General features: G+C 60.8%; 22 protein-coding genes. 1 reads left to right on the top strand and 21 read right to left on the bottom strand.

Annotated elements, in window-relative coordinates; genetic code table 11:
* The first annotated feature begins 183 nt into the window (after positions 1 to 183).
* A complete protein-coding gene (locus tag AC0TOY_RS23750) occupies positions 184 to 1,041 on the top strand; it encodes a helix-turn-helix domain-containing protein (RefSeq protein ID WP_473722668.1) in 858 nt (285 codons plus the stop codon).
* A gap of 73 nt (positions 1,042 to 1,114) precedes the next feature.
* Here the strand turns inward: AC0TOY_RS23750 and cobT are convergent, their stop codons facing one another.
* The 21 genes from cobT to AC0TOY_RS23645 are packed head-to-tail and all read right to left on the bottom strand — an operon-like array spanning position 1,115 to position 18,220.
* Complete coding sequence (cobT, locus tag AC0TOY_RS23745) at positions 1,115 to 2,170, bottom strand: nicotinate-nucleotide--dimethylbenzimidazole phosphoribosyltransferase (protein WP_048989896.1); 1,056 nt, start codon at positions 2,168 to 2,170, stop codon at positions 1,115 to 1,117.
* Between the two features lie 11 nt (positions 2,171 to 2,181).
* On the bottom strand, positions 2,182 to 2,790 hold the full coding sequence (gene cobC, locus AC0TOY_RS23740) for an alpha-ribazole phosphatase (RefSeq protein ID WP_248273042.1): 609 nt from the start codon (positions 2,788 to 2,790) through the stop codon (positions 2,182 to 2,184).
* A gap of 3 nt (positions 2,791 to 2,793) precedes the next feature.
* The gene (gene cobS, locus AC0TOY_RS23735) at positions 2,794 to 3,552 is read right to left on the bottom strand and encodes an adenosylcobinamide-GDP ribazoletransferase (protein ID WP_061715598.1); all 759 of its coding nucleotides are present in this window, start codon (positions 3,550 to 3,552) and stop codon (positions 2,794 to 2,796) included.
* Positions 3,543 to 4,094, bottom strand: coding sequence for a bifunctional adenosylcobinamide kinase/adenosylcobinamide-phosphate guanylyltransferase (gene cobU, locus AC0TOY_RS23730; RefSeq protein WP_024908230.1), 552 nt, complete (start codon positions 4,092 to 4,094; stop codon positions 3,543 to 3,545). The genes cobS and cobU overlap by 10 nt, the downstream gene beginning before the upstream one ends.
* On the bottom strand, positions 4,091 to 5,614 hold the full coding sequence (locus AC0TOY_RS23725) for a cobyric acid synthase (protein ID WP_148768636.1): 1,524 nt from the start codon (positions 5,612 to 5,614) through the stop codon (positions 4,091 to 4,093). Before AC0TOY_RS23725 ends, cobU begins: the two co-directional genes overlap by 4 nt.
* A complete protein-coding gene (locus AC0TOY_RS23720) occupies positions 5,611 to 6,429 on the bottom strand; it encodes an energy-coupling factor ABC transporter ATP-binding protein (RefSeq protein WP_032649044.1) in 819 nt (272 codons plus the stop codon). Before AC0TOY_RS23720 ends, AC0TOY_RS23725 begins: the two co-directional genes overlap by 4 nt.
* 11 nt (positions 6,430 to 6,440) lie before the next feature.
* Complete coding sequence (locus AC0TOY_RS23715; RefSeq protein WP_148768641.1) at positions 6,441 to 7,118, bottom strand: energy-coupling factor ABC transporter transmembrane protein; 678 nt, start codon at positions 7,116 to 7,118, stop codon at positions 6,441 to 6,443.
* Positions 7,105 to 7,386, bottom strand: coding sequence for an energy-coupling factor ABC transporter substrate-binding protein (locus AC0TOY_RS23710; RefSeq protein ID WP_024908226.1), 282 nt, complete (start codon positions 7,384 to 7,386; stop codon positions 7,105 to 7,107). The genes AC0TOY_RS23715 and AC0TOY_RS23710 overlap by 14 nt, the downstream gene beginning before the upstream one ends.
* Position 7,387: 1 nt before the next feature.
* The gene (gene cbiM, locus AC0TOY_RS23705) at positions 7,388 to 8,125 is read right to left on the bottom strand and encodes a cobalt ECF transporter S component CbiM (protein ID WP_048989904.1); all 738 of its coding nucleotides are present in this window, start codon (positions 8,123 to 8,125) and stop codon (positions 7,388 to 7,390) included.
* Positions 8,122 to 8,835 (bottom strand): cobalt-factor II C(20)-methyltransferase, encoded by a 714-nt coding sequence (locus tag AC0TOY_RS23700; protein ID WP_024908224.1) that lies wholly within the window; start codon positions 8,833 to 8,835, stop codon positions 8,122 to 8,124. Before AC0TOY_RS23700 ends, cbiM begins: the two co-directional genes overlap by 4 nt.
* Positions 8,832 to 9,626 (bottom strand): sirohydrochlorin cobaltochelatase, encoded by a 795-nt coding sequence (cbiK, locus tag AC0TOY_RS23695; RefSeq protein ID WP_473722667.1) that lies wholly within the window; start codon positions 9,624 to 9,626, stop codon positions 8,832 to 8,834. Before cbiK ends, AC0TOY_RS23700 begins: the two co-directional genes overlap by 4 nt.
* Positions 9,627 to 9,636: 10 nt before the next feature.
* Positions 9,637 to 10,422 (bottom strand): cobalt-precorrin-6A reductase, encoded by a 786-nt coding sequence (locus AC0TOY_RS23690; RefSeq protein ID WP_048989906.1) that lies wholly within the window; start codon positions 10,420 to 10,422, stop codon positions 9,637 to 9,639.
* Positions 10,419 to 11,144 carry a precorrin-3B C(17)-methyltransferase gene (locus AC0TOY_RS23685; RefSeq protein ID WP_024908221.1) on the bottom strand — a complete coding sequence of 242 codons (726 nt, stop codon included), beginning with the start codon at positions 11,142 to 11,144 and terminating at the stop codon, positions 10,419 to 10,421. The genes AC0TOY_RS23690 and AC0TOY_RS23685 overlap by 4 nt, the downstream gene beginning before the upstream one ends.
* On the bottom strand, positions 11,144 to 12,199 hold the full coding sequence (gene cbiG, locus AC0TOY_RS23680; RefSeq protein ID WP_463726884.1) for a cobalt-precorrin 5A hydrolase: 1,056 nt from the start codon (positions 12,197 to 12,199) through the stop codon (positions 11,144 to 11,146). Before cbiG ends, AC0TOY_RS23685 begins: the two co-directional genes overlap by 1 nt.
* Positions 12,180 to 12,953, bottom strand: a complete 774-nt coding sequence (locus tag AC0TOY_RS23675) for a cobalt-precorrin-4 methyltransferase (RefSeq protein ID WP_024907721.1) — start codon at positions 12,951 to 12,953, stop codon at positions 12,180 to 12,182. Before AC0TOY_RS23675 ends, cbiG begins: the two co-directional genes overlap by 20 nt.
* On the bottom strand, positions 12,946 to 13,515 hold the full coding sequence (locus AC0TOY_RS23670) for a decarboxylating cobalt-precorrin-6B (C(15))-methyltransferase (protein ID WP_267216746.1): 570 nt from the start codon (positions 13,513 to 13,515) through the stop codon (positions 12,946 to 12,948). Before AC0TOY_RS23670 ends, AC0TOY_RS23675 begins: the two co-directional genes overlap by 8 nt.
* On the bottom strand, positions 13,505 to 14,110 hold the full coding sequence (locus AC0TOY_RS23665; protein WP_090417456.1) for a cobalt-precorrin-7 (C(5))-methyltransferase: 606 nt from the start codon (positions 14,108 to 14,110) through the stop codon (positions 13,505 to 13,507). Before AC0TOY_RS23665 ends, AC0TOY_RS23670 begins: the two co-directional genes overlap by 11 nt.
* On the bottom strand, positions 14,104 to 15,243 hold the full coding sequence (gene cbiD, locus AC0TOY_RS23660) for a cobalt-precorrin-5B (C(1))-methyltransferase CbiD (RefSeq protein WP_248163818.1): 1,140 nt from the start codon (positions 15,241 to 15,243) through the stop codon (positions 14,104 to 14,106). Before cbiD ends, AC0TOY_RS23665 begins: the two co-directional genes overlap by 7 nt.
* Positions 15,240 to 15,872, bottom strand: coding sequence for a cobalt-precorrin-8 methylmutase (locus AC0TOY_RS23655; RefSeq protein WP_420278019.1), 633 nt, complete (start codon positions 15,870 to 15,872; stop codon positions 15,240 to 15,242). Before AC0TOY_RS23655 ends, cbiD begins: the two co-directional genes overlap by 4 nt.
* A gap of 12 nt (positions 15,873 to 15,884) precedes the next feature.
* Complete coding sequence (gene cbiB / locus AC0TOY_RS23650; protein ID WP_473722666.1) at positions 15,885 to 16,844, bottom strand: adenosylcobinamide-phosphate synthase CbiB; 960 nt, start codon at positions 16,842 to 16,844, stop codon at positions 15,885 to 15,887.
* Positions 16,841 to 18,220 carry a cobyrinate a,c-diamide synthase gene (locus AC0TOY_RS23645; protein ID WP_157188882.1) on the bottom strand — a complete coding sequence of 460 codons (1,380 nt, stop codon included), beginning with the start codon at positions 18,218 to 18,220 and terminating at the stop codon, positions 16,841 to 16,843. The genes cbiB and AC0TOY_RS23645 overlap by 4 nt, the downstream gene beginning before the upstream one ends.
* Between the last annotated feature and the right edge of the window lie 66 nt (positions 18,221 to 18,286).

Here is an 18,286-nt window from a genome sequence, read left to right as displayed (position 1 = left end):
TAGGCTTTTTAAAGCCACGAGTGCGACGTCTGAATGAAGAGTAACTGCTTTTATTCCCGGCGCTGAGTGAGCAGACTCACAAAATTAAACCGCCATTTCATTTCTGCTGGATTTTGTCGAACGCGAGGGGGATAAATTACAAATGATGGCCTAAAAATTTAAATCTGTTGTCCTGGAGGTAATATGGGTGAAACGCAGCTGCTGGAACGGATTACGCTCGATCGGCAGGCCATTTCTTTTAACCGCATGTCCACCACCAGCGCGATTTACTACCACTGGCATCAATGCGTTGAATTGCTCTATATATCCAGCGGCTACGGCATCGTGGTGGTGGATAATCAGCACTACACCGCCCGTCCGGGGCGATTATTTATCTTCCCGCCCTTCCGTTTGCACAAAGTGCAGGTCGATCATAGCGATAAGAATCCCTATCACCGCACCACCATGCACATTGAGCAATCGGTGGTCGAAAGTGCGCTCGGCGCCTTCCCGCGCCATCAGGCCCGGTTCGCCGCGCTGGCCGCCAGCAATCTGCCAGCACAGATTTACGATCTCAGCAATCACGCGGCGTTTATTGAGAGGATCCTTGAACAGTTTCAGCGCCTGGAGGGCAACGAGCAGACCGAGGCCTGCGAGGTGGCCTTTCTGATGATGCAGCTCATGACGTTTCTGCCCGAGCAGCCGCAGCCCTACCCGCCGCGCCAGCAGACCGTCGCCTCGCGGATCATGAGCTGGGTCGAAGCCCACTATGCCAGCAAGTTTTCGCTCGACCAGCTAGCCCACGACCTGGGGCTTTCGCGCAGCTATACCTCACGCATTTTCCGCCAGCAGACCGGCGGTACCATCCACGAATATTTGCTGACCCGGCGGATAAAAAACAGTTGCGAGCTGTTGCGGTACAGCGATGAGCCAATTGACGCTATTGCGCTGGCAGTCGGGTTTAGCGAGGTGACCTATTTCATTACCTGCTTTAAAAAGATGATGCGTCAGACGCCGCTGCAGTATCGGCGCAGTATCCGCTGCACCAGAATGCCCTGTTAAGGGGGGGTTGACCGCTGGCCCAAAGCTGGACGCTTTCCGGCGTCCAGCCTGGCTGGTGGTTTTTGCCTTTTCGTCATGCCGGAACGGGCAACTCAATGCCGCTTTGCGCCAGTTGCCCCATCTCGCAGTACATTGCGCAGGCCGCGCTGACGATAGACATTGCCAGCGCGGCACCGCTCCCTTCGCCAAGACGCATGTCAAGATGGATAAACGGCGCCAGCCCAAGGTGCTCCAGCGCGCGCCTGGCCCCCTTTTCGGCGGAAAAATGAGAGGGAATACAGTAGTTCTTCACTTCTGGCGCAATCTGACAGGCGGCGATGGCGGCGGCATACGAGAGAAAACCGTCTAACACAACGGGCAGTCCGCATGCGCCAGCGCCCAATATCACCCCGGTCATGCCCACCAGGTCATAGCCGCCGACTTTGGCCAGCACATCAACCGCATCGCGCGCATCCGGCTGGTTTATGCGTATCGCCTGCCGGACTATGGTTTCCTTATGCTGCACCCGGTCCTGCGGCAAATTGGCTCCAATCCCCACCACATCATGCGGATCGCTGTCGGTCAGCACGCTGATGATTGCCGAGGCTGGCGTGGTATTGGCAATACCCAGCTCGCCTACGCCAAAGACGGAGATCCCCTCCTGCGCGCGTTTTTTAACGAGGCTGGCACTCGCCAGCAGCAGGTGCTCGGCATCCTGACGGCTCATCGCCGGACCCTGAGCGATATTCCCGCAGCCACGCGAGAGTTTAAGGCTGAGCATATTGTCGATAGGCTCGCCGTCAATACCGATGTCAACGGGCAGTACAGACGTCTGGCTATTGCGGGCCAGCACGCACACTCCGGTCAACCCCTTTTGCATATTGACGGCCTGAAGCCAGGTCACCACTTTCGGCGTCACGGCCACGCCTTCATCAAACACGCCATGGTCGGCGCACATGACGATAATCTCTTTTTGCAGATTATCGAGCCTGTCGATGCCCCACATTCCCGAAAGCTGTATTGCCAGACTTTCCAGCCGACCCAGGCTGTTTGTCGGCTTTATTAAGCCATCAACATGCCTTGAGGCCGCCTGAATCTTCTGTTTATCAAGCGGTCTGATGGCCGCCGCCAGCGCCTTCACTGTCCCCATCCTCATCACCCTCACTCTTCTGTTTGCCAAACGCTTCCGCCATTAAATACCCGTAACACCCAATGCCCGCCCCGATTTTCAACGACCGTGTAGGCATCGTGACTGAACGGGAAATGCCACATCGCCGCCACGGGCATCCCTAACCAGGTTGCCAGCAGCAGGCTCAACACGCCCTGATGCGCCACAATGAGCATGTCTTCGCGCTGCTGCAGCTGACTCATCTCATCCGCCGCCGCCCTGACGCGCGCGGCGAAATGCGGGAAGGCTTCGCCGCCGTCTGGCGTTGCGTTTTGCCAGTCATCCATCCAGTGCTGCCACGACGCGGGACTTTCTTTTTCGATGTCGCTGAAGTGACGCATTTCCCATTCGCCAAAATCCAGCTCGTTAAGCCGCGCATCGACGTGGACATCATGGGCTGTCGGCACGATAAGCCGCGCCGTTTGCTGCGAACGCTGCAGCGCGCTGACGCGCGCGTGCCCGAACGCGACCCCGGACAGGTACCCGGCAACACGCTGGCTTTGGGCAATGCCCTGCGGTGAGAGCGCCAGATCGGTACTCCCGTAAAATACGCCGCTGATGTTAGCGGCTGTTTGACCGTGACGAACCAGAAAAAGACGCATACATCAGACCCACAGTAGCGACAGCAGGAAGACCATTTCACCGATCTCCTCCATCGCGCCCAGGGTATCCCCCGTCAGCCCGTTCAGTCGGCGGCTTAAAAAGGTCTTTACCGCGTTGACGACAATCCAGGTGATGACGCTGGCGATAAGCCCGTGCGCCCCGGCCAATAGCCCCACGAGCGCCACGCCGATGCAGAGGGTGATGACCGTCTCTTTGCCGCTGATATGGCCAAGATAGGCGTTTGCCATTCCAGCCCCTTCGCGCGCATAGCGCTGCCGGTACATGGCCAACACCATTGCCGTTCGCCCGACGATCGGCGCGCAGACCAGCAGCGCAAACAGGGTATTAACCGGAAGGTGGGCCAGGGAAATTACCGCAGCGACTTTGATAAGGATGCAGAATACGATGGCCAGACCGCCATAGGTTCCCAACCGGCTATCGCGCATAATCTCCAGCATCCGTTCGCGGGTGCGGGCAGAAAAGACGCCATCGCAGGTGTCCGCCAGACCGTCCAGATGAAACCCGCCGGTCAGCAGCACCAGCGCCAGAACCCAGGCGACCGCGCCGATATAGATCCCCCCGCCGGTCTGGCTCACCGCCAGATAGCCCAGGGCAGCCAGCACGCCAACGATCAGACCCACTACCGGGAACCAGGGGACGCCACGGCCATACTGCGAAAATTCAACGCCGTCGCTCCACTTTTGCGGCACCGGAATGCGGGTAATGAATCCCAGCGTCGCCCACAACATTTTTAACGGCATTTAATCTTTACTCCAATTCCCGAGACAACCAGCCACACTTCCTGCGCCGCCTGCGCCAGCCTTTGGTTCGCGCGCCCGGCAATATCAACAAAATGACGCGCCAGCCGATTCTCTGGCGTGATGCTCATGCCCAGCTCATTGGTCACAATATAAACCGGCGCCGCCGACTGCTGGCAGGCCGCAATCAGGTCGTCCACCTGCTGTTGCAGCACCGCCTCAAGCGCGGAAAAATCGAGGGTCTCCGGCGACGCGCCGCCGCTGGCGTCATAGAGCAGGTTCGACAGCAGGGTGGTGACGCATTCCAGAACCACGCCTTCGCCCGGCTGCACCTGGTGGCGAATCACGTCGCCCAGATCGCGATACCCTTCCCAGGTTCGCCAGTGCGCAGGACGCTGGGCGCGGTGCTTATCAACGCGCAGCGCCATCTCTTCATCGGTAATCACCGACGTCGCGATATACAGCACGCGCTCGCACTGCTGCGCCGCCAGCTGTTCGACGTGCGCACTTTTCCCGCTGCGCGCGCCTCCGGTGACCAAAATCATGCGCCTTCCTCCTGATGCTCCCGCATTATTTGATAGATCTTTTTAATATCAATATGTTCTCTCATCGCGCTCGCCAGGATATCAAACTGTTGCGCTTTCCAGGCGGCGTAATCTACCGCAACGTCTAAGGGCGCCAGTCCTTTGCGCTGGCGCAAGCCGTCCACCATCGCGCGCGTGAAGGCATCGTTATCGAATAACCCGTGGAGATAGGTCCCTATCACCTGCCCGTCAGCGCTGATGGCACCGTCCGCGATGCGCTCGCCCTCTTTTTCCAGAAACAGCGCCGGGCTACCGTCGGATGTCAGTTGGGTCTCTCCCATATGGATCTCGTAGCCCTGCACCTTAATGCCCGCTGCCGACTTAAGCCACGCCGGGAGCGCCGACGCCATCTGCGCCGAGACCTGCGTCGTGGTTTTTCGCTGCGCGAAGCGGGTCACGGTATGGAGCAGACCCAGCCCCGGCTGGGTTCCCAGCCCCGACTCCACCTCATCAATGATGGTATCGCCAAGCATCTGGTAGCCGCCGCAAATGCCCATGACGGGCACGTTCTGCTGGTGGGTCTGGAGCACCGCGTGCGCCATGCCGCTTTCCCGCAGCCAGGCCAGATCGCCCAGCGTATTTTTACTGCCGGGGAGAATCACGAGATCGGCCCCCGCCAGCTCCTGGGGATAACGGACATAGCGCACGCGAACATCGGGCTGCGCCGCCAGGGCGTTAAAATCGGTGAAGTTGGAGATATGCGGTACCTGCACCACGGCAATGTCGATATCGCGCTGGGCGGTTCGCAGGTATTTTCCCTTTTGCAGCGCCACACCGTCTTCATCTTCCAGATCCACATCCAGCCATGGCATCACGCCCAGCACCGGCACGCCGGTCAGGTTTTCTATCTGCTCAATACCCGAGTAAAGCAGCGCAACATCGCCACGAAATTTATTGATGATGACCCCTTTCACCCGCGCCCGCTCGCGATCGTGCAAAAGCGCCAGCGTGCCGTAGATGGCGGCAAACACGCCGCCTCTGTCAATGTCCGCCACGAGGATCACCGGGCACTGCGCCATTTCCGCCATCCCCATGTTGACGATATCGCGATCGCGCAGGTTAATCTCCGCCGGGCTGCCCGCGCCTTCCAGCACCACCACGTCATACTCTCCGGCCAGGCTGTTATAGACGTCGCGGATCTGCTCCCGCAGGCGCGGTTTGTACTCGTGGTAGCTGACCGCATCCATATCGGTTGCCACCTGCCCCATCAGCACCACCTGCGCTTTACGATCGCTGGTCGGCTTTAACAGCACCGGATTCATCCGTACGTCCGGCGTTATCCCCGCCGCCTGAGCCTGAAATATCTGCGCGCGGCCCATCTCTTTTCCCTCCGGCGTAATACCGGAGTTGAGCGCCATATTCTGCGACTTAAACGGTGCGGTACGCAGGCCATCCTGATAAAAAATCCGGCACAGCCCCGCCACCAGGACGCTTTTACCCACGTCAGAAGCGGTGCCCTGCAACATAATTGCCTGCGTCATGAGGCCTCCTTCATTACGTTTTTTTGTCGCATACGGCTGAAAAATTCATCTTCGGTTTTACATAACGGCAGGCCAAGCTGCGCGTGCAGCTTGACGAGCCAGGGCTGCGTTAATCCGGCCCGTTCAATAAGTTCGCCGCGGGCAAAGACCTCACCCGGCGCGCCGTGCGCCAGCACTTCTCCCTGACGCAGCACGTAGACGGCATCGCTCACTTCGTATATCAGGTCAATATCATGACTGGAGATCACCACGTGGTTCCCCTGCGCCACAATGCGCCTGATAATCTCGATCATCTGCGTGCGTCCTGAAGGATCAAGCCCGGCCGTGGGCTCGTCCAGCAGAAGATAGCGGGCGCCCAGCACCAGCGCCCCGGCAATGGCGACGCGCTTCTTTTGCCCGTGGCTCAGGCACTGGATCGGCTGCTGGCGAAAACGCTGCGCGTCAACCAGCGTCAGCGCATCGTCGACGCGCCGTGCAATCTCCGGTTCCGCCACGCCCAGATTGCGCAGGCTGAAGGCGATGTCGCTATCAATATCGGTATAAAAGATCTGCTGATCGGGATCCTGAAACACCGTTGCCACCTGCTGACGGAGCGCCAGCAGTCCGCGCTTGCTGTAGTCCAGCGGCTTCCCCTGCCACAGCACCGCACCCTGCTGCGGCTTCAGAAGGCCGCTCAGATTCATAAATAACGTCGACTTTCCGCAGCCGTTAGCTCCGACCAGCCCGGTGACGGGATGGGTCGAAAAATCCAGCGTCAGCCCTTTGAGCACCTGCGCCTCCTGATAGCGAAACCAGAGATCGGCGGTGGTAAGCATGGTGCGATTCCTTACAGGGGAAAATCACCCTGGTAGAGTTTAATATCCAGCGTGGTCGCCATCTGCTGATAGCGAATCAGCACCCGGGTAAACAGCAAACCCACCAGCATCGCCAGCGAGCGATAGCCTTTTGGCAGACTACGATAGCCAAAACGCAGCGTCTGCGCGCGGTGAATTGCCAGCGCTTCGTCTAACAGAATAAAAATAAAGCGCCAGGTCAGCAGGATCTGCTCGGTAAGCAGGCGCGGCACGCGCGCCCGCTTAAGCAGCACAATCAGCTGCGGAAACGGCAGGTTCAGCACCAGCCAGAAGGTCGCCGCCAGCGCGGCAAGGCTGCGCCAGAAGGTTTCATTGGCGGCAGTCAGCCCGGACGCGGTTATCCCCAGCCAGTAGTGCCCCACCGGGACGCCTGCCGCCAGCGTGTGCGGGTCACGGGTGACGCTAAAGAGGATCGTCAGCACGCCGACCAGCAGAAAGCCAAACGGCAGCGCCATCCAGCGGCACCAGCGCCAGAAGGTCATCCGCAGCAGCCAGCAGGTCAGTCCCGCCGTCAACGCCAGGACGATCCCCTGCCCCAGCGGCGGCAGCGCAAACGCCAGCGTCATCAGCGCCAGCCAGAGCAGAAACTTGCGTTCCGGCGCCACGTGAGCCCAGCGGCTCTGATAGCTAAGCCTGTCAAGCCCGGTCATCACGGCGCTGTCTGCCTTTGGTGTAGCCCAAAATATAGAAAATCACCGCTGCGCCAATGGAGCCCTGGAGCGTAAACAGCAGGCTTTCAATTTCGCCGCTGGCGGGTTCATAGAGCGGCGTGAACCACGGCGTGTAATGCGGCGCCACAACCTGAATTTGATTTTCGGCTTCACCATCCGAGCCGCCAAACTCCCCCCCGTGATCGATAAAAAATGGCAGTACGATCAGAGCAAGCACCATCGCCAACAGCATCAGCGTCTTTTTCATCTCAGTGTCCTTGTGCGGTAATCAGCTGACGTTTGGTCAACTGGTCATAAATCATGACGGTTAACAGTCCCTCCGCGATGGCGATGGGGATCTGCGTCAGGCAGAAAATGCCCATGAATTTCACAATCGAGCCCGCGGCACCCGTCGCCGGGTCCGGGAACGCCGCGCCAAGCTGGACTGAGGTGACAAAATAGGTCACCAGATCCGCCAGCATCGCGCACAAAAATACCCCGACGTCACGACGGAGCCCGGCACGGCAGGCCATTTTCCACACCATGTACCCGACAACCGGCCCAATCACCGCCATCGACATGCCGTTCGCGCCAAGCGTGGTTAACCCGCCGTGCGCCAGCAGCAGCGCCTGAAACAGCAGCACGATGGCGCCGAGAATGGCGACGACGCCCGGCCCGAACAGAATCACGGCGAGCCCCACGCCGGTCGGATGCGAGCAACTGCCGGTCACCGAGGGGATCTTCAGCGCCGACAGCACGAAAATAAACGCCCCGCACAGCGCCAGCAGGACTTTCTGGTGGCTATCCTCCTGCACGATACGGCGCAGGCGCACCAGTCCATACCACAGACACGGTAAGAAGATCAGCCACCACGCCAGCGCCCACATGGGCGGTAAAAAGCCTTCCATGATGTGCATCGCGAACGCCTGCTCCGGCACCACCATCAGCAATAGCGCCGCCGCCAGGCCACTTAATGACAGCTGTTTAAGCTGTTGTTCGAGTTTCATTGCGCATACTCCCACTGTTTGTTGACCAGAATGGTCGAGAAATAGGGTAACGGCTGGTCGTCAGCAACCTCATCCAGATGCCGCCAGCACTGCTCGCCGGGGAGCGTGGCTTCTGACATCATCAGCGCGCAGTTCAGCAGCCCGGCCTGCGTCAGCAGCGCTTTGATGCGCGCAAACCGGCCATAGACCTTCATCAGCACCAGGCTGTCGTGCTGCTGCAGCGCCTGCGCAATCTCCGCTTCCGGCGCGGTGCATGCGATCACCGCCAGCGACTGCTGTTCCATCGCCAGCGGCGTTTTGGACCGCGCGGCAATCGCGGCAAACGACGTCACGCCGGGCACAATTTCCAGCCAGTCCGGGCTGCCGATGCGCTGAAGTAAGAACACCCAGGTACTGAACAGCATGGCGTCGCCCAGGGTGATAAAGCCAACCTGTTTTCCGTCGTTCACCTCCGTTACTAACGCGTCGGCCACCGCATCCCACACCGCCTCCTTTTCAGCGCTGTCGGCGCTCATGGGAAAGTGGCAGCAGCGGATTTCAGTCTGCTCACCGACATATTCACGAACGATAGAAAGCGCCAGACTGTCGCCCCCTTTTCGTCCCGCCGGGGCGTAGAGAATATCCAGCGAACCGAGGATCCGTGAGGCGCGCACGGTGATAAGGTCAGACGCGCCCGGCCCGGTACTGAGGGCGTACAGTTTGCCGCTCATGCTGCCTCCTCCATCGCCACGCTCAGCGCCTGCTGTAAATGGGCGACGAACATCGCGCGCACCGCCGGGTTTTCGCCCAGCCCGCTCAGCCACGGCGTTGCCGGGATCCCGGCAGCGTTAAACAGCGTCTTCCAGGAGTCCTCGTCATCAGAGGCCATATCGTTAATGGCGTGATCGCCCGCCACCAGCATCAGCGGCATCAGATGCACGGCGGTGACCCCTTCTTTATCAAGGCTCTCAATCAGGATGTCGACTTCCGGATAGCTCTCCACCGCGCCGACGCGGGCCGGGAAGCCCTGGGCCATCATCATGTGGTCGAGACAGGCATAGGCCGCAAAGGCGTGATGGCTGGCGCCGTGGCCCATAAATACCACTTTTTCCGTGGCCCCAAGCGTCGGCATCTGCTGTTGCAAGGCGCACATCAGCTGCGCGTAATCGTCGTGGCTGCTCAGCAGCGGTACCCCCAGCGTCAGGCGGGTAAAGAGCGGGCGCAGGCTCTGCACTTCACGGACGATTTTCTCGTACTCATCGCCGTTGATGATGTGCAGGGACTGGATCGCCACGTCCTGATATCCCTGAGCCGCAAGCTTTTTCAGCGCCTGCAGCGGCGTATCGATCTCAATGCCGTCACGCTGTTTGAGCTTGCGAATGATCATCCCGGAGGTGAATGCCCGAAACAGCTCGCGGTCAGGGCAGCTTTCCGCCAGCGCACGCTCGCAGACCACAATGTTTTTCTCGCAGGTATCGTGGTAGCTGGTACCAAAGCTGACCACCAGAAGCGCCTTTTTCATCTCTAACTCCTTAAGCAGCGGCCAGCCAGCGGGCTAAGCGCCCGGCGAATGCGGCCTGACTTTCCAGTAACTCGTCTCCCGTCACCAGCGGCGCCGGGCGTGTAATCACGATGCAGGGGATGCCCGCATCCAGACAGGGTTGAACCTTTTCCCGATAGCCGCCTTCCGCACCGGACGCTTTGGTGATCATCACGTCAGCCCGGCACTGGCGATAAAACGCCGCGTTAAACTCAGCGCTGAATGGCCCGCACATCGCGAAGATCTCGGTAACGCCAAAGCCAAGCCCGGCGCATTGCTCAAGGACCTCGGGCACCGGCAGCACCCGGGCCAGCAGCGTTTTCTCTGGCAGCCCGGCGCGCCAGCGCGCCAGATCTTTACTGCCGGTGGTCAACAGCACGCGTTCGCCCAGCCGCCGCGCGATGTCGCAGGCCTCTTCTATGCCCGGCACGCTGTAGAGCAGCGGATGCGTCAGCTCGCTGAGCTGTTCGGGGCGCTGATAGCGGCTAAGCAACACGCCCACCGTTTCACAGGCCGCCAGGATGTTGCGGCTGACCACCTCAGCGTAGGGATGCGATGCGTCAATCACCCAGCGGGTCCTGTTTTGCGCAAGCCAGTCAACCATCTGCTGCGGCTCCAGGCGGCCACAGCGCACCCGGCCATTAATGTCGCCCGCCAGCCGCTGCCCGGTGGCCGTCGCCACCGACAGGGTGTAGGCCACGCCGGCCGCATCCAGCTGCTGGCAGATCGCGCGGGCATCGCTGGTGCCGCCCATGACCAGCACGTCGCCATAGTTCACAGCACATAGCCCCGGGGTGTGATCATCAGCCCCTCCTGAACGTAAGTGGCCTTATTTCCGACGATCACCAGGCTTGTCATATCGACCGGCTCAAAGTCCATGTCGCCCAGCGTGGTCAGCCACTTCTCCTGCTTTTTGCGCCCGGCAGACTTCACTACCCCTACCGGCGTTTGCGGGCTTTTGCTGGCGGACAGCAGCTCAAACGCCCGTGCCAGATGGCCCTCGCGACCCCGGCTGCGCGGGTTATAGAAGCAGATGACGAAGTCCGCTTCTCCCGCAGCAACAATGCGTTTTTCAATGACCGGCCACGGCGTCAGCAGATCGCTTAAGCTGATGTGGCAAAAATCGTGCATCAGCGGCGCGCCAAGCAGAGACGCGGCGGCAATACTGGCCGTCATCCCGGGGATCAGGCGAACCTCAACGTCCAGCTTCTGTTTGCTGACCAGTTCCAGCACCAGCCCCGCCATGCCATAAATACCGGCGTCGCCGCTGCTGATAAGCGCGACGTTATGCCCGGCCTGCGCCAGCTCGATCGCCGCCTGACAGCGTTCAATCTCTTTGCACATCCCGGTTTTGATCACCTGTTTGTCGCCGGTGAAGGCCTTCACCAGATGGGTATAGGTTTTGTAGCCAACGATGATTTCTGCCGCCTGCAGCGCGTCTACGGCTTCCATGGTCATCATGGCCTGCGAGCCCGGGCCGATTCCAATTACGGTTAACATCAGTGTGAAACTCCCAAAGTGATAGTGACGCCCTGTTCGCGCAGGGTTTCTCCTCGTAGTTGCCCATGGCTCAGCAGCCACGCTGCCGGTCCCGAGACGCTCCCCACCCCAACCGTCTGGCGTACAAACGGTGAAGTCGGAAAGCGGTGTTCGTGCTCACGCAGCGCATCAGCGGTAAAGGTTTCAAACGGCACACCCCAGCAGGCGGCAAGCTGAAGCAGGCCCGCTTCGTCTTTTTTAAGGGAGACGCTGCCAATCGCTTTCAGCGCCAGCGGATCGAACTGCTGCGCCGCAAGCTGGCGCATCAACAGGGTCGCCAGCAGCGGATACGGCGTGTCGCGTCGACAGCCGATGCCCGCCACGACCCGCTGGGGAACCAGCGTCCAGTGCGGTAACGGCAGTTCCGGCAGCGCGTTGCGCAGCGTAATGCACACCAGCGCATCCAGTTCCGGGAGGTGCTGCAGGTCGCTCACGGTGATAAACCCGCGCCGATCGCACCGGCTGACGTCGTCGTCGAGTTCCGCATCCCACCACAGCCCTACCCGCTGATGGCTCACCAGCATCTGGTTGACGATTTTCACCGTCGTTCGGAAATCGCGCATTCGGGCATTCAGCTGGAAGGCAAGGGTATCCAGCGCGGCCATCTCGTTGACGTCCGTGGCGGTGGTAATCACCGGGTCCGCCCCCAGCATTTCCGCCAGATAGCGGGTCAGCGCATTCGCCCCGCCAGCATGGCCGGAAAGCAGGCTAATCACGTGCTGCCCACGCTCGTCGATCACCACCACCGCCGGGTCGCTCAGCTTGTCGTGGATGAGTGGCGCCAGAACGCGCACCGCAATGCCGGTGGCGCCGATAAAAATCAGCGCCGGATAGCGCGTGAACGCCTCGCGCACCGCCGGGGCAAAGCCGCCGTCGAAGGAGATAAAGCCCTCTTCCCGCAGGCCCTCGCTGGTAAAGCAGGTGACCGGCAGCATTGCCGCCAGACGCTTCGCCAGCCGCACGCCGCCCGGCGTCAGGCAAAACAGCGCGATGGGCTCAGGCTTTACGGTATTCATGGCTAAAATCCGCGGCATAGAGTTTTGAGTAGTGATACTCCTCGCCCAGGAACTTCCCGACCAGAATGAGCGCCGTTTTGCGGATCCCCGCCTCGCGTACTTTGTCGGCGATATCCGCCAGCGTGCCGCGGACGGTGTGGCTTTCCGGCCAGGTCGCTTTATAAATGACGGCAACGGGCGTGGTGGCCGGATAACCGCCTTCAATCAGGCGTTCCGCCACCCGGTGAATACGCTGGACCGAGAGATAAATCGCCATGGAGGTCTGATGGCTGGCAAATGACTCCAGCTGTTCACGTTCCGGCACCGGCGTGCGGCCTTCGAGGCGGGTAATAATCAGGCTCTGCGAGACTTCAGGCACGGTGTATTCCACCCCAAGCTCCGCCGCGGCGCCGAGGAAAGCGCTGACGCCGGGCACCACCTGCCAGGCAATGCCCCGTTTGGTCAGCTCTTCGCCCTGCTCACGAACGGAGCCGTAGAGCGAGACATCGCCGGTCTGTAAACGTACCACCGTTTTTCCGGCCTTCACGCCCGCCGCCATCAGGTCGATTATCTGTTCTAAATGGAGTTCCGCGCTGTCGTGGCATTCGGCTCCCTGCGGGCAATACGCCAGCAGCTCGGTATTGATCAGCGAACCGGCATAGATAACCACCTGCGCCTGCTGCAGCAGCCGGTAGCCCTTGAGCGTGATAAGCTCACGGTCACCGGGACCGGCACCGACAAACCACACGCAACGGGAATCAAACGTCTCAGACATGGTGTTCTTCCTTCTGACAGGCGATAACAAAAACGGGATTATTCGGTTTGAAATAGTGACCGCTGCCGAGCGGGGTCAGCGCGGAGACCTGCATTTGCAGGCAATCAATGTTCTGGACGCCGATCTGCTGCAGATGGGCCAGTGCGGTAGTGAGGTTTTCCTGCAGGATAAACGTCATCACCAGACGTCCACCCGGATGTAGCTGGCGCAGGGACCAGTCGATAAGCGAGGTCAGATGGCCGCCGCTGCCGCCCATAAAGACCGCATCGGCCTTATCCGCCACGGGTAAGGGCGCAACGCCCGGCAAAATCGCGATATTGCGACAGGCAAAATGCTGGCGATTTTCCGCAAGCAGCTGCAGAGCTGCAGGGTTACGCTCTATGGCCGTCACGTGCAGCGAGGGAAACAGCAGCGCCGCCTCTATCGACACGCTCCCGGTTCCCGCACCGACGTCAATCAGGTGGCTGGCGCGATGCAGCTCGAGCTTCGCGAGGGCCAGCGCGCGTACCGCCTCTTTGGTCATCGGCACCGTTTCGCCGCGCAGAAACAGTTCATCTTTCATCGAGGATCACCACAGCATTCATCTCATAGTCGGCACTGACCTCACTGACGGGCAGCCAGTGGATCCGTTCATTTTCCATCGCCAGGTTTTCACCAATCACCATCCAGCGATGGCCCTTCCCGCGCGCCACCAGCTGCGCGGCAATCTCTTTCGGCCCGCACTGGCTATCGGTGACCATCGCCACTTTGCGATGCCGTGCCAGCTCGTCGACGTTCACGCTGCGGCCATGGCTGCTGGTGAGCCACATCTCATTCATATCAATGCCCGCCTGCGCGCACAGGTACTGCACCGCGCTGATACCGGGAATAATGCGCACGCGCGCCATACCGAAATGCGCCACCATCCGCGATCCGATGCCGTAAAAGAGCGGATCGCCGGAGGCCACAATCACCACCTTTTTCTCCTGACGCGCCTCAACCCAGGCCAGCAGCGCCGGAATGTTGGCCCCCAGGACAAACGTCTCGCCGCAAAACGCCGGGAACTGCAGCAGATGGCGTTTTCCGCCGACCAGCGCATCGGCGCGATCGATAGCTTCACGCGCGGCGGGCGTCATCAGGCGCAATCCCGCAGGCCCCATTCCCACGACCGTTAACATTGCAGCGCCCGGGCAATCGCCTCGACCGGGCGGTTGCTGCCCAGCACCTGGTTATCAAAGGAAAACAGAATGGCGTCACAGGTCGGCGGATTTTTGGTAAAGCGCAGCATCTGCATTACGCGCAGGCAGATCCGTTCGGCGAGATGGCTGTAAAGCGCCTGAAAACCCCAGGTTTCGATGTGTTCCATCGCCGCTTCGGTGGTATCGCACTCGCTGACGACGGTGAGTAATTCCAGCGGCGCACCGAGCAGCGCCAGATGCGCCACCAGCGTTTCCATGCGCGCATCGGCGATATGGCTGTGGGTGTGGAATATCCCGGCGGCAATTTTGATGAGCTTGCCGGGATGGCCGACCAGCACTATCTGGCGAAACCCCAGCCGCACCGCCTCTTCGATCATGTAGCCGACAAAGTTGCTCATGGTGACCACGACATCTTGATCAATGCCCATCTGCTCGCGCACAAAGCGCTCGCCATGATTGCCCGGCACCAGCACGACCCGCTCCAGCCCGGCCGCGCGTTTAATCTCCAGCTCCAGAGAAAGCGAGCGTTTCCAGCTCTCCTCTGACATCGGCGTGACAATGCCGGTGGTGCCGATGATCGAAATACCGCCCAGGATCCCGAGGCGTGAGTTGTAGGTTTTCTGCGCCCGCTCTTCGCCTTCAGGGGCGAAGATTTCCACGTTGGCCCCGCGCGTCGGGCCAATCGCCTCGCGCACGGCGGACTCAATGGTGTGACGCGGCGTGCGGTTGATCGCCGCGCTGCCGATGGGCAGGCCGATGCCTTTGCGCGTCACGGTCCCCACGCCCTCGCCGCCCGCCAGCGTAATCTCGCCGCTGTCGTTGAGCGTCACGCGGGCGAAAATCAGCATGCCGTGGGTGGCGTCGACGTCATCACCGCCGTCTTTGCGGATGGCCGCAATCGCCTGCTGCCCTTCAATGTGCGGCGATTCCACGTTCAGACACAGCGTGACGCCGGAGGGTGTCACAATGGAGACCTGATGAATCAGGTGCTGGCGCAGCACCATCAGTGCGGCGACTTTCGCTGCCGCGGTCGCGCAGGAGCCGGTGGTGTAGCCTTTACGTAATGCCTTCCCGTTATGCCATACCGGGGCATCGAAGGTGGAATCGCTCATCGCGCCCCCTGCAGGTAATAGAGCATGGCGTTTACAATCGCCGCCGCCACATTGCTGCCGCCTTTGCGCCCGAGTGCCGCAATCGCGGGCAAATGGCTGTGCGTCAGCGCCTCTTTCGATTCCGCCGCCCCCACAAACCCCACCGGGACGCCCACCACGCCGCTGACGGCAACATCATGCTCAAGCAGGCGAAACAGCGCCGTGGGCGCATTGCCAAAGACAAAGATCTTCTCGCTCTCTTCCGTCACGGCGATATCCACGGCCGCCATCGAGCGGGTGATTCCCTGGGCCTTTGCCTGTGCCACCACCCGCGGGTCGCTGATATAGCAGCGGCATTCGCCCCCGAACGTGGCCAGCAGCGTTTTGTTGATCCCGGAGAGCGCCATCGTGGTATCGGTATAGATAACGGACGGGCGACGGAGCGCCGCGCAAAGCTGCTCCAGCGCGTCATCTGAAAACCAGAGAATATCCAGCCAGTCGAAATCTGCGGTGGTATGGATCACCCGCTTGACGATCGCCTCATGCAGCGGGCTGACGAACCGGTACTCCGGCCGCGTTTCGCGAATGATTTCGCCAATGATGTCGAAACTTTTGGCTTCAATCGCCTGGGGTTGCTGGATGTATTGCATTGTCTTTTGTCCTCAGGCCGCGCCAGCCATCAGCCAGCGTGCTGCGATAAACAGCGCCAGCGCCAGGGTGGAGGAAACCCACATCAGTCGAATCGTTCGGGAAATGTCGTCTACCGCAATCGGGCGCAGCGCGTCGCCGATCCACGGCTTTTCCACGCGCTGGCCAAAATAGGTGTTGGGTCCGCCAAGCCGGATGCCCAGCGCACCGGCAACCGTCGCTTCAGCCCACGCGCAGTTGGGGCTGCTGTGGTTATAGCGGTCGCGCCAGCCGACGCGCAGCGCGCGGGAGGGATCCTCGCGGCATAGCCACGCCGCAACGCTCAGCAAGAGCCAGCTCAGGCGCGCGGGGATAGCATTCGCCGCGTCATCCATACGGGCGCTGACCATGCCGATCGCGCGGTATTTTTCATGCTTGTAGCCCACCATTGAATCGAGGGTATTCACCGCCTTATAGGCCATCGCCAGCGGCGCACCGCCCAGCAGGAGGAAGAACAGCGGGGCGATAACGCCGTCAACCGTGTTCTCCGCGACGGTCTCCACCACCGCCCGGTTGATCTGTTCCGGCTGAAGTTGAGAGGTATCGCGCCCCACTATCCAGGAGAGCTTTTCGCGGCTTTCATCAAGGTCGCCTGCCCGCAGCGGGCGTTCAACGTCCCGCGCGGCGTTTGCCAGACTGCGCCCGGCCAGCACGGTAAATATCATCCACACCTCAATCGCCCAGCCCAGCCAGGGATGCACCCATCGTCCGAGCGCCAGCACGCCCCAGGCTATGCCCCAGGTCAGCCCCACGACGGCCAGCCACATGACGCCGCCGCCAATGCGTAACGCCGCGTCGCTATGGCAGCAGCGGCGAACACCCCGCTGCACCGCATTGATCAGGTTGCCTATCCAGCGCACCGGATGCGGCCAGCGTTGCGGGTCGCCGATGATGACATCGAGCAACCACGCGACGCACCATGCCATCAGGGTCATAGCGCCCCCCTCGCCGCCGTCAGCCAGCGGCTGAGCATCGTGGGGCGTTGGGCGAAGTGGAGGTGCAGGTAGCTTGCGAACGTGTTGCCAACCTGCCAGCCACCCGCCCATTCCTGCATCGTCACGCCATCACGCACTTTGCGGCACGCCAGTACCGCAGGGGTTTGGGGGGAGAAGTCGGAATAGTGAAACTCATGCCCACGCAGCACCTCCCCGCTATCGGCCAGCAGCGTGGGCTGGCGCGCCTGCGCCTCACAATAGCCAAAACGGGTCAGCCGTTTACCCATCCTGCTGTGGCCGGGGATAATATTGGCCATCCGGTGGGTGACCCCCTCGCTATCTTCCAGCGTGCTGCCGAGGTACATCAACCCACCGCATTCGGCGTAGATCGCCACCCCGCGCCGATGCGCCTCCCGCAGGCTGGCGAGCATCGCGGTGTTTTCCGCAAGCCGTGCCGCATGCAGCTCCGGGTAACCGCCCCCGAGCCAGACCATCTGGCAGTCAGGTAAGCGGCTATCGCGCAGCGGGCTAAAGCGGATAATGTCGACCCCGGAACGTTCAAGCAGCGTGATGTTATCCGGGTAATAGAAGTTGAAGGCCTCGTCATCGGCCATCGCGAGCGTTAACCCGCGCCCGGCGTCCCCGTCAGGGCGCGCGGGCCAGGCGCCCTGCGGTAGCGACGCCATCTGGCTGAGCGCGAGAAGTTGTTCGATATCCAGCGTACGTTCGAGAATGGCGGCAAAATTTTGCCAGGTCTGCGGGTCCGCGGCCGACTCCCGGGCGGTGACCAACCCAAGATGGCGCTCGGGCAAACCGACGCCCTCAACGTGCGGCACATAGCCCAGGACGGGTAGCGTGCAGTAGTGCTCAATGGCCGTTTTGAGCAGCTGATAATGTGATTCGCTGTTGACGCGATTGACAATCACCCCGGCAATATTGAGGGTAGGATCGAACCGCTGAAAGCCCATTACGGTCGCGGCAATCGACGTAGATACCGCCTTGCCGTCCACCAGCAGAACCACCGGACAGCCCAGCTGTTTTGCCATCGCGGCGGTGCTGCAATAGTTCGGATCGGTGCCGTAGCCGTCATACAGCCCCATCACGCCTTCAATGACCGCGATATCCGCCTGCTGCATATGCTCGCAAAACAGCGCATTGAGTATTGGCTCAGGAAGCATGAAGCTGTCGAGGTTGCGGGAGGAGGTGCCGCTGACTTTGGTATGCCAGCCGGTATCAAGATAGTCAGGGCCCACTTTATACGGCTGGACGCGTAATCCACGCTGTTTTAACAGACTCAACAGGCCAAGCGTCACCGTGGTTTTACCACAACCGCTTCCGGTACCTGCCAGAACAAACGCGTACTGCTTTGCCGCCATGACCCCGATCCTGTCCAGGGTGGTTGGGAGGTATAGATACACGTCGTCCCAGTCTTTCGACTGTAT

The organism is Enterobacter sp. PL_is379 (genome assembly GCF_055817355.1).
Note: the sequence above shows the minus strand (reverse complement) of the source record. Positions and strands in the feature narration are given on the sequence as shown.

Bases quoted from the DNA above. Each gene is read 5' to 3' on its own strand.
- AC0TOY_RS23750 (WP_473722668.1), top strand. From the start codon at position 184: ATGGGTGAAACGCAGCTGCTGGAACGGATTACGCTCGATCGGCAGGCC.
- cobT (WP_048989896.1), bottom strand. From the start codon at position 2,170: ATGGGGACAGTGAAGGCGCTGGCGGCGGCCATCAGACCGCTTGATAAA.
- cobC (WP_248273042.1), bottom strand. From the start codon at position 2,790: ATGCGTCTTTTTCTGGTTCGTCACGGTCAAACAGCCGCTAACATCAGC.
- cobS (WP_061715598.1), bottom strand. From the start codon at position 3,552: ATGCCGTTAAAAATGTTGTGGGCGACGCTGGGATTCATTACCCGCATT.
- cobU (WP_024908230.1), bottom strand. From the start codon at position 4,094: ATGATTTTGGTCACCGGAGGCGCGCGCAGCGGGAAAAGTGCGCACGTC.
- AC0TOY_RS23725 (WP_148768636.1), bottom strand. From the start codon at position 5,614: ATGACGCAGGCAATTATGTTGCAGGGCACCGCTTCTGACGTGGGTAAA.
- AC0TOY_RS23720 (WP_032649044.1), bottom strand. From the start codon at position 6,429: ATGCTTACCACCGCCGATCTCTGGTTTCGCTATCAGGAGGCGCAGGTG.
- AC0TOY_RS23715 (WP_148768641.1), bottom strand. From the start codon at position 7,118: ATGACCGGGCTTGACAGGCTTAGCTATCAGAGCCGCTGGGCTCACGTG.
- AC0TOY_RS23710 (WP_024908226.1), bottom strand. From the start codon at position 7,386: ATGAAAAAGACGCTGATGCTGTTGGCGATGGTGCTTGCTCTGATCGTA.
- cbiM (WP_048989904.1), bottom strand. From the start codon at position 8,125: ATGAAACTCGAACAACAGCTTAAACAGCTGTCATTAAGTGGCCTGGCG.
- AC0TOY_RS23700 (WP_024908224.1), bottom strand. From the start codon at position 8,835: ATGAGCGGCAAACTGTACGCCCTCAGTACCGGGCCGGGCGCGTCTGAC.
- cbiK (WP_473722667.1), bottom strand. From the start codon at position 9,626: ATGAAAAAGGCGCTTCTGGTGGTCAGCTTTGGTACCAGCTACCACGAT.
- AC0TOY_RS23685 (WP_024908221.1), bottom strand. From the start codon at position 11,144: ATGTTAACCGTAATTGGAATCGGCCCGGGCTCGCAGGCCATGATGACC.
- cbiG (WP_463726884.1), bottom strand. From the start codon at position 12,199: ATGAATACCGTAAAGCCTGAGCCCATCGCGCTGTTTTGCCTGACGCCG.
- AC0TOY_RS23675 (WP_024907721.1), bottom strand. From the start codon at position 12,953: ATGTCTGAGACGTTTGATTCCCGTTGCGTGTGGTTTGTCGGTGCCGGT.
- AC0TOY_RS23670 (WP_267216746.1), bottom strand. From the start codon at position 13,515: ATGAAAGATGAACTGTTTCTGCGCGGCGAAACGGTGCCGATGACCAAA.
- AC0TOY_RS23665 (WP_090417456.1), bottom strand. From the start codon at position 14,110: ATGTTAACGGTCGTGGGAATGGGGCCTGCGGGATTGCGCCTGATGACG.
- cbiD (WP_248163818.1), bottom strand. From the start codon at position 15,243: ATGAGCGATTCCACCTTCGATGCCCCGGTATGGCATAACGGGAAGGCA.
- AC0TOY_RS23655 (WP_420278019.1), bottom strand. From the start codon at position 15,872: ATGCAATACATCCAGCAACCCCAGGCGATTGAAGCCAAAAGTTTCGAC.
- cbiB (WP_473722666.1), bottom strand. From the start codon at position 16,844: ATGACCCTGATGGCATGGTGCGTCGCGTGGTTGCTCGATGTCATCATC.
- AC0TOY_RS23645 (WP_157188882.1), bottom strand. From the start codon at position 18,220: ATGGCGGCAAAGCAGTACGCGTTTGTTCTGGCAGGTACCGGAAGCGGT.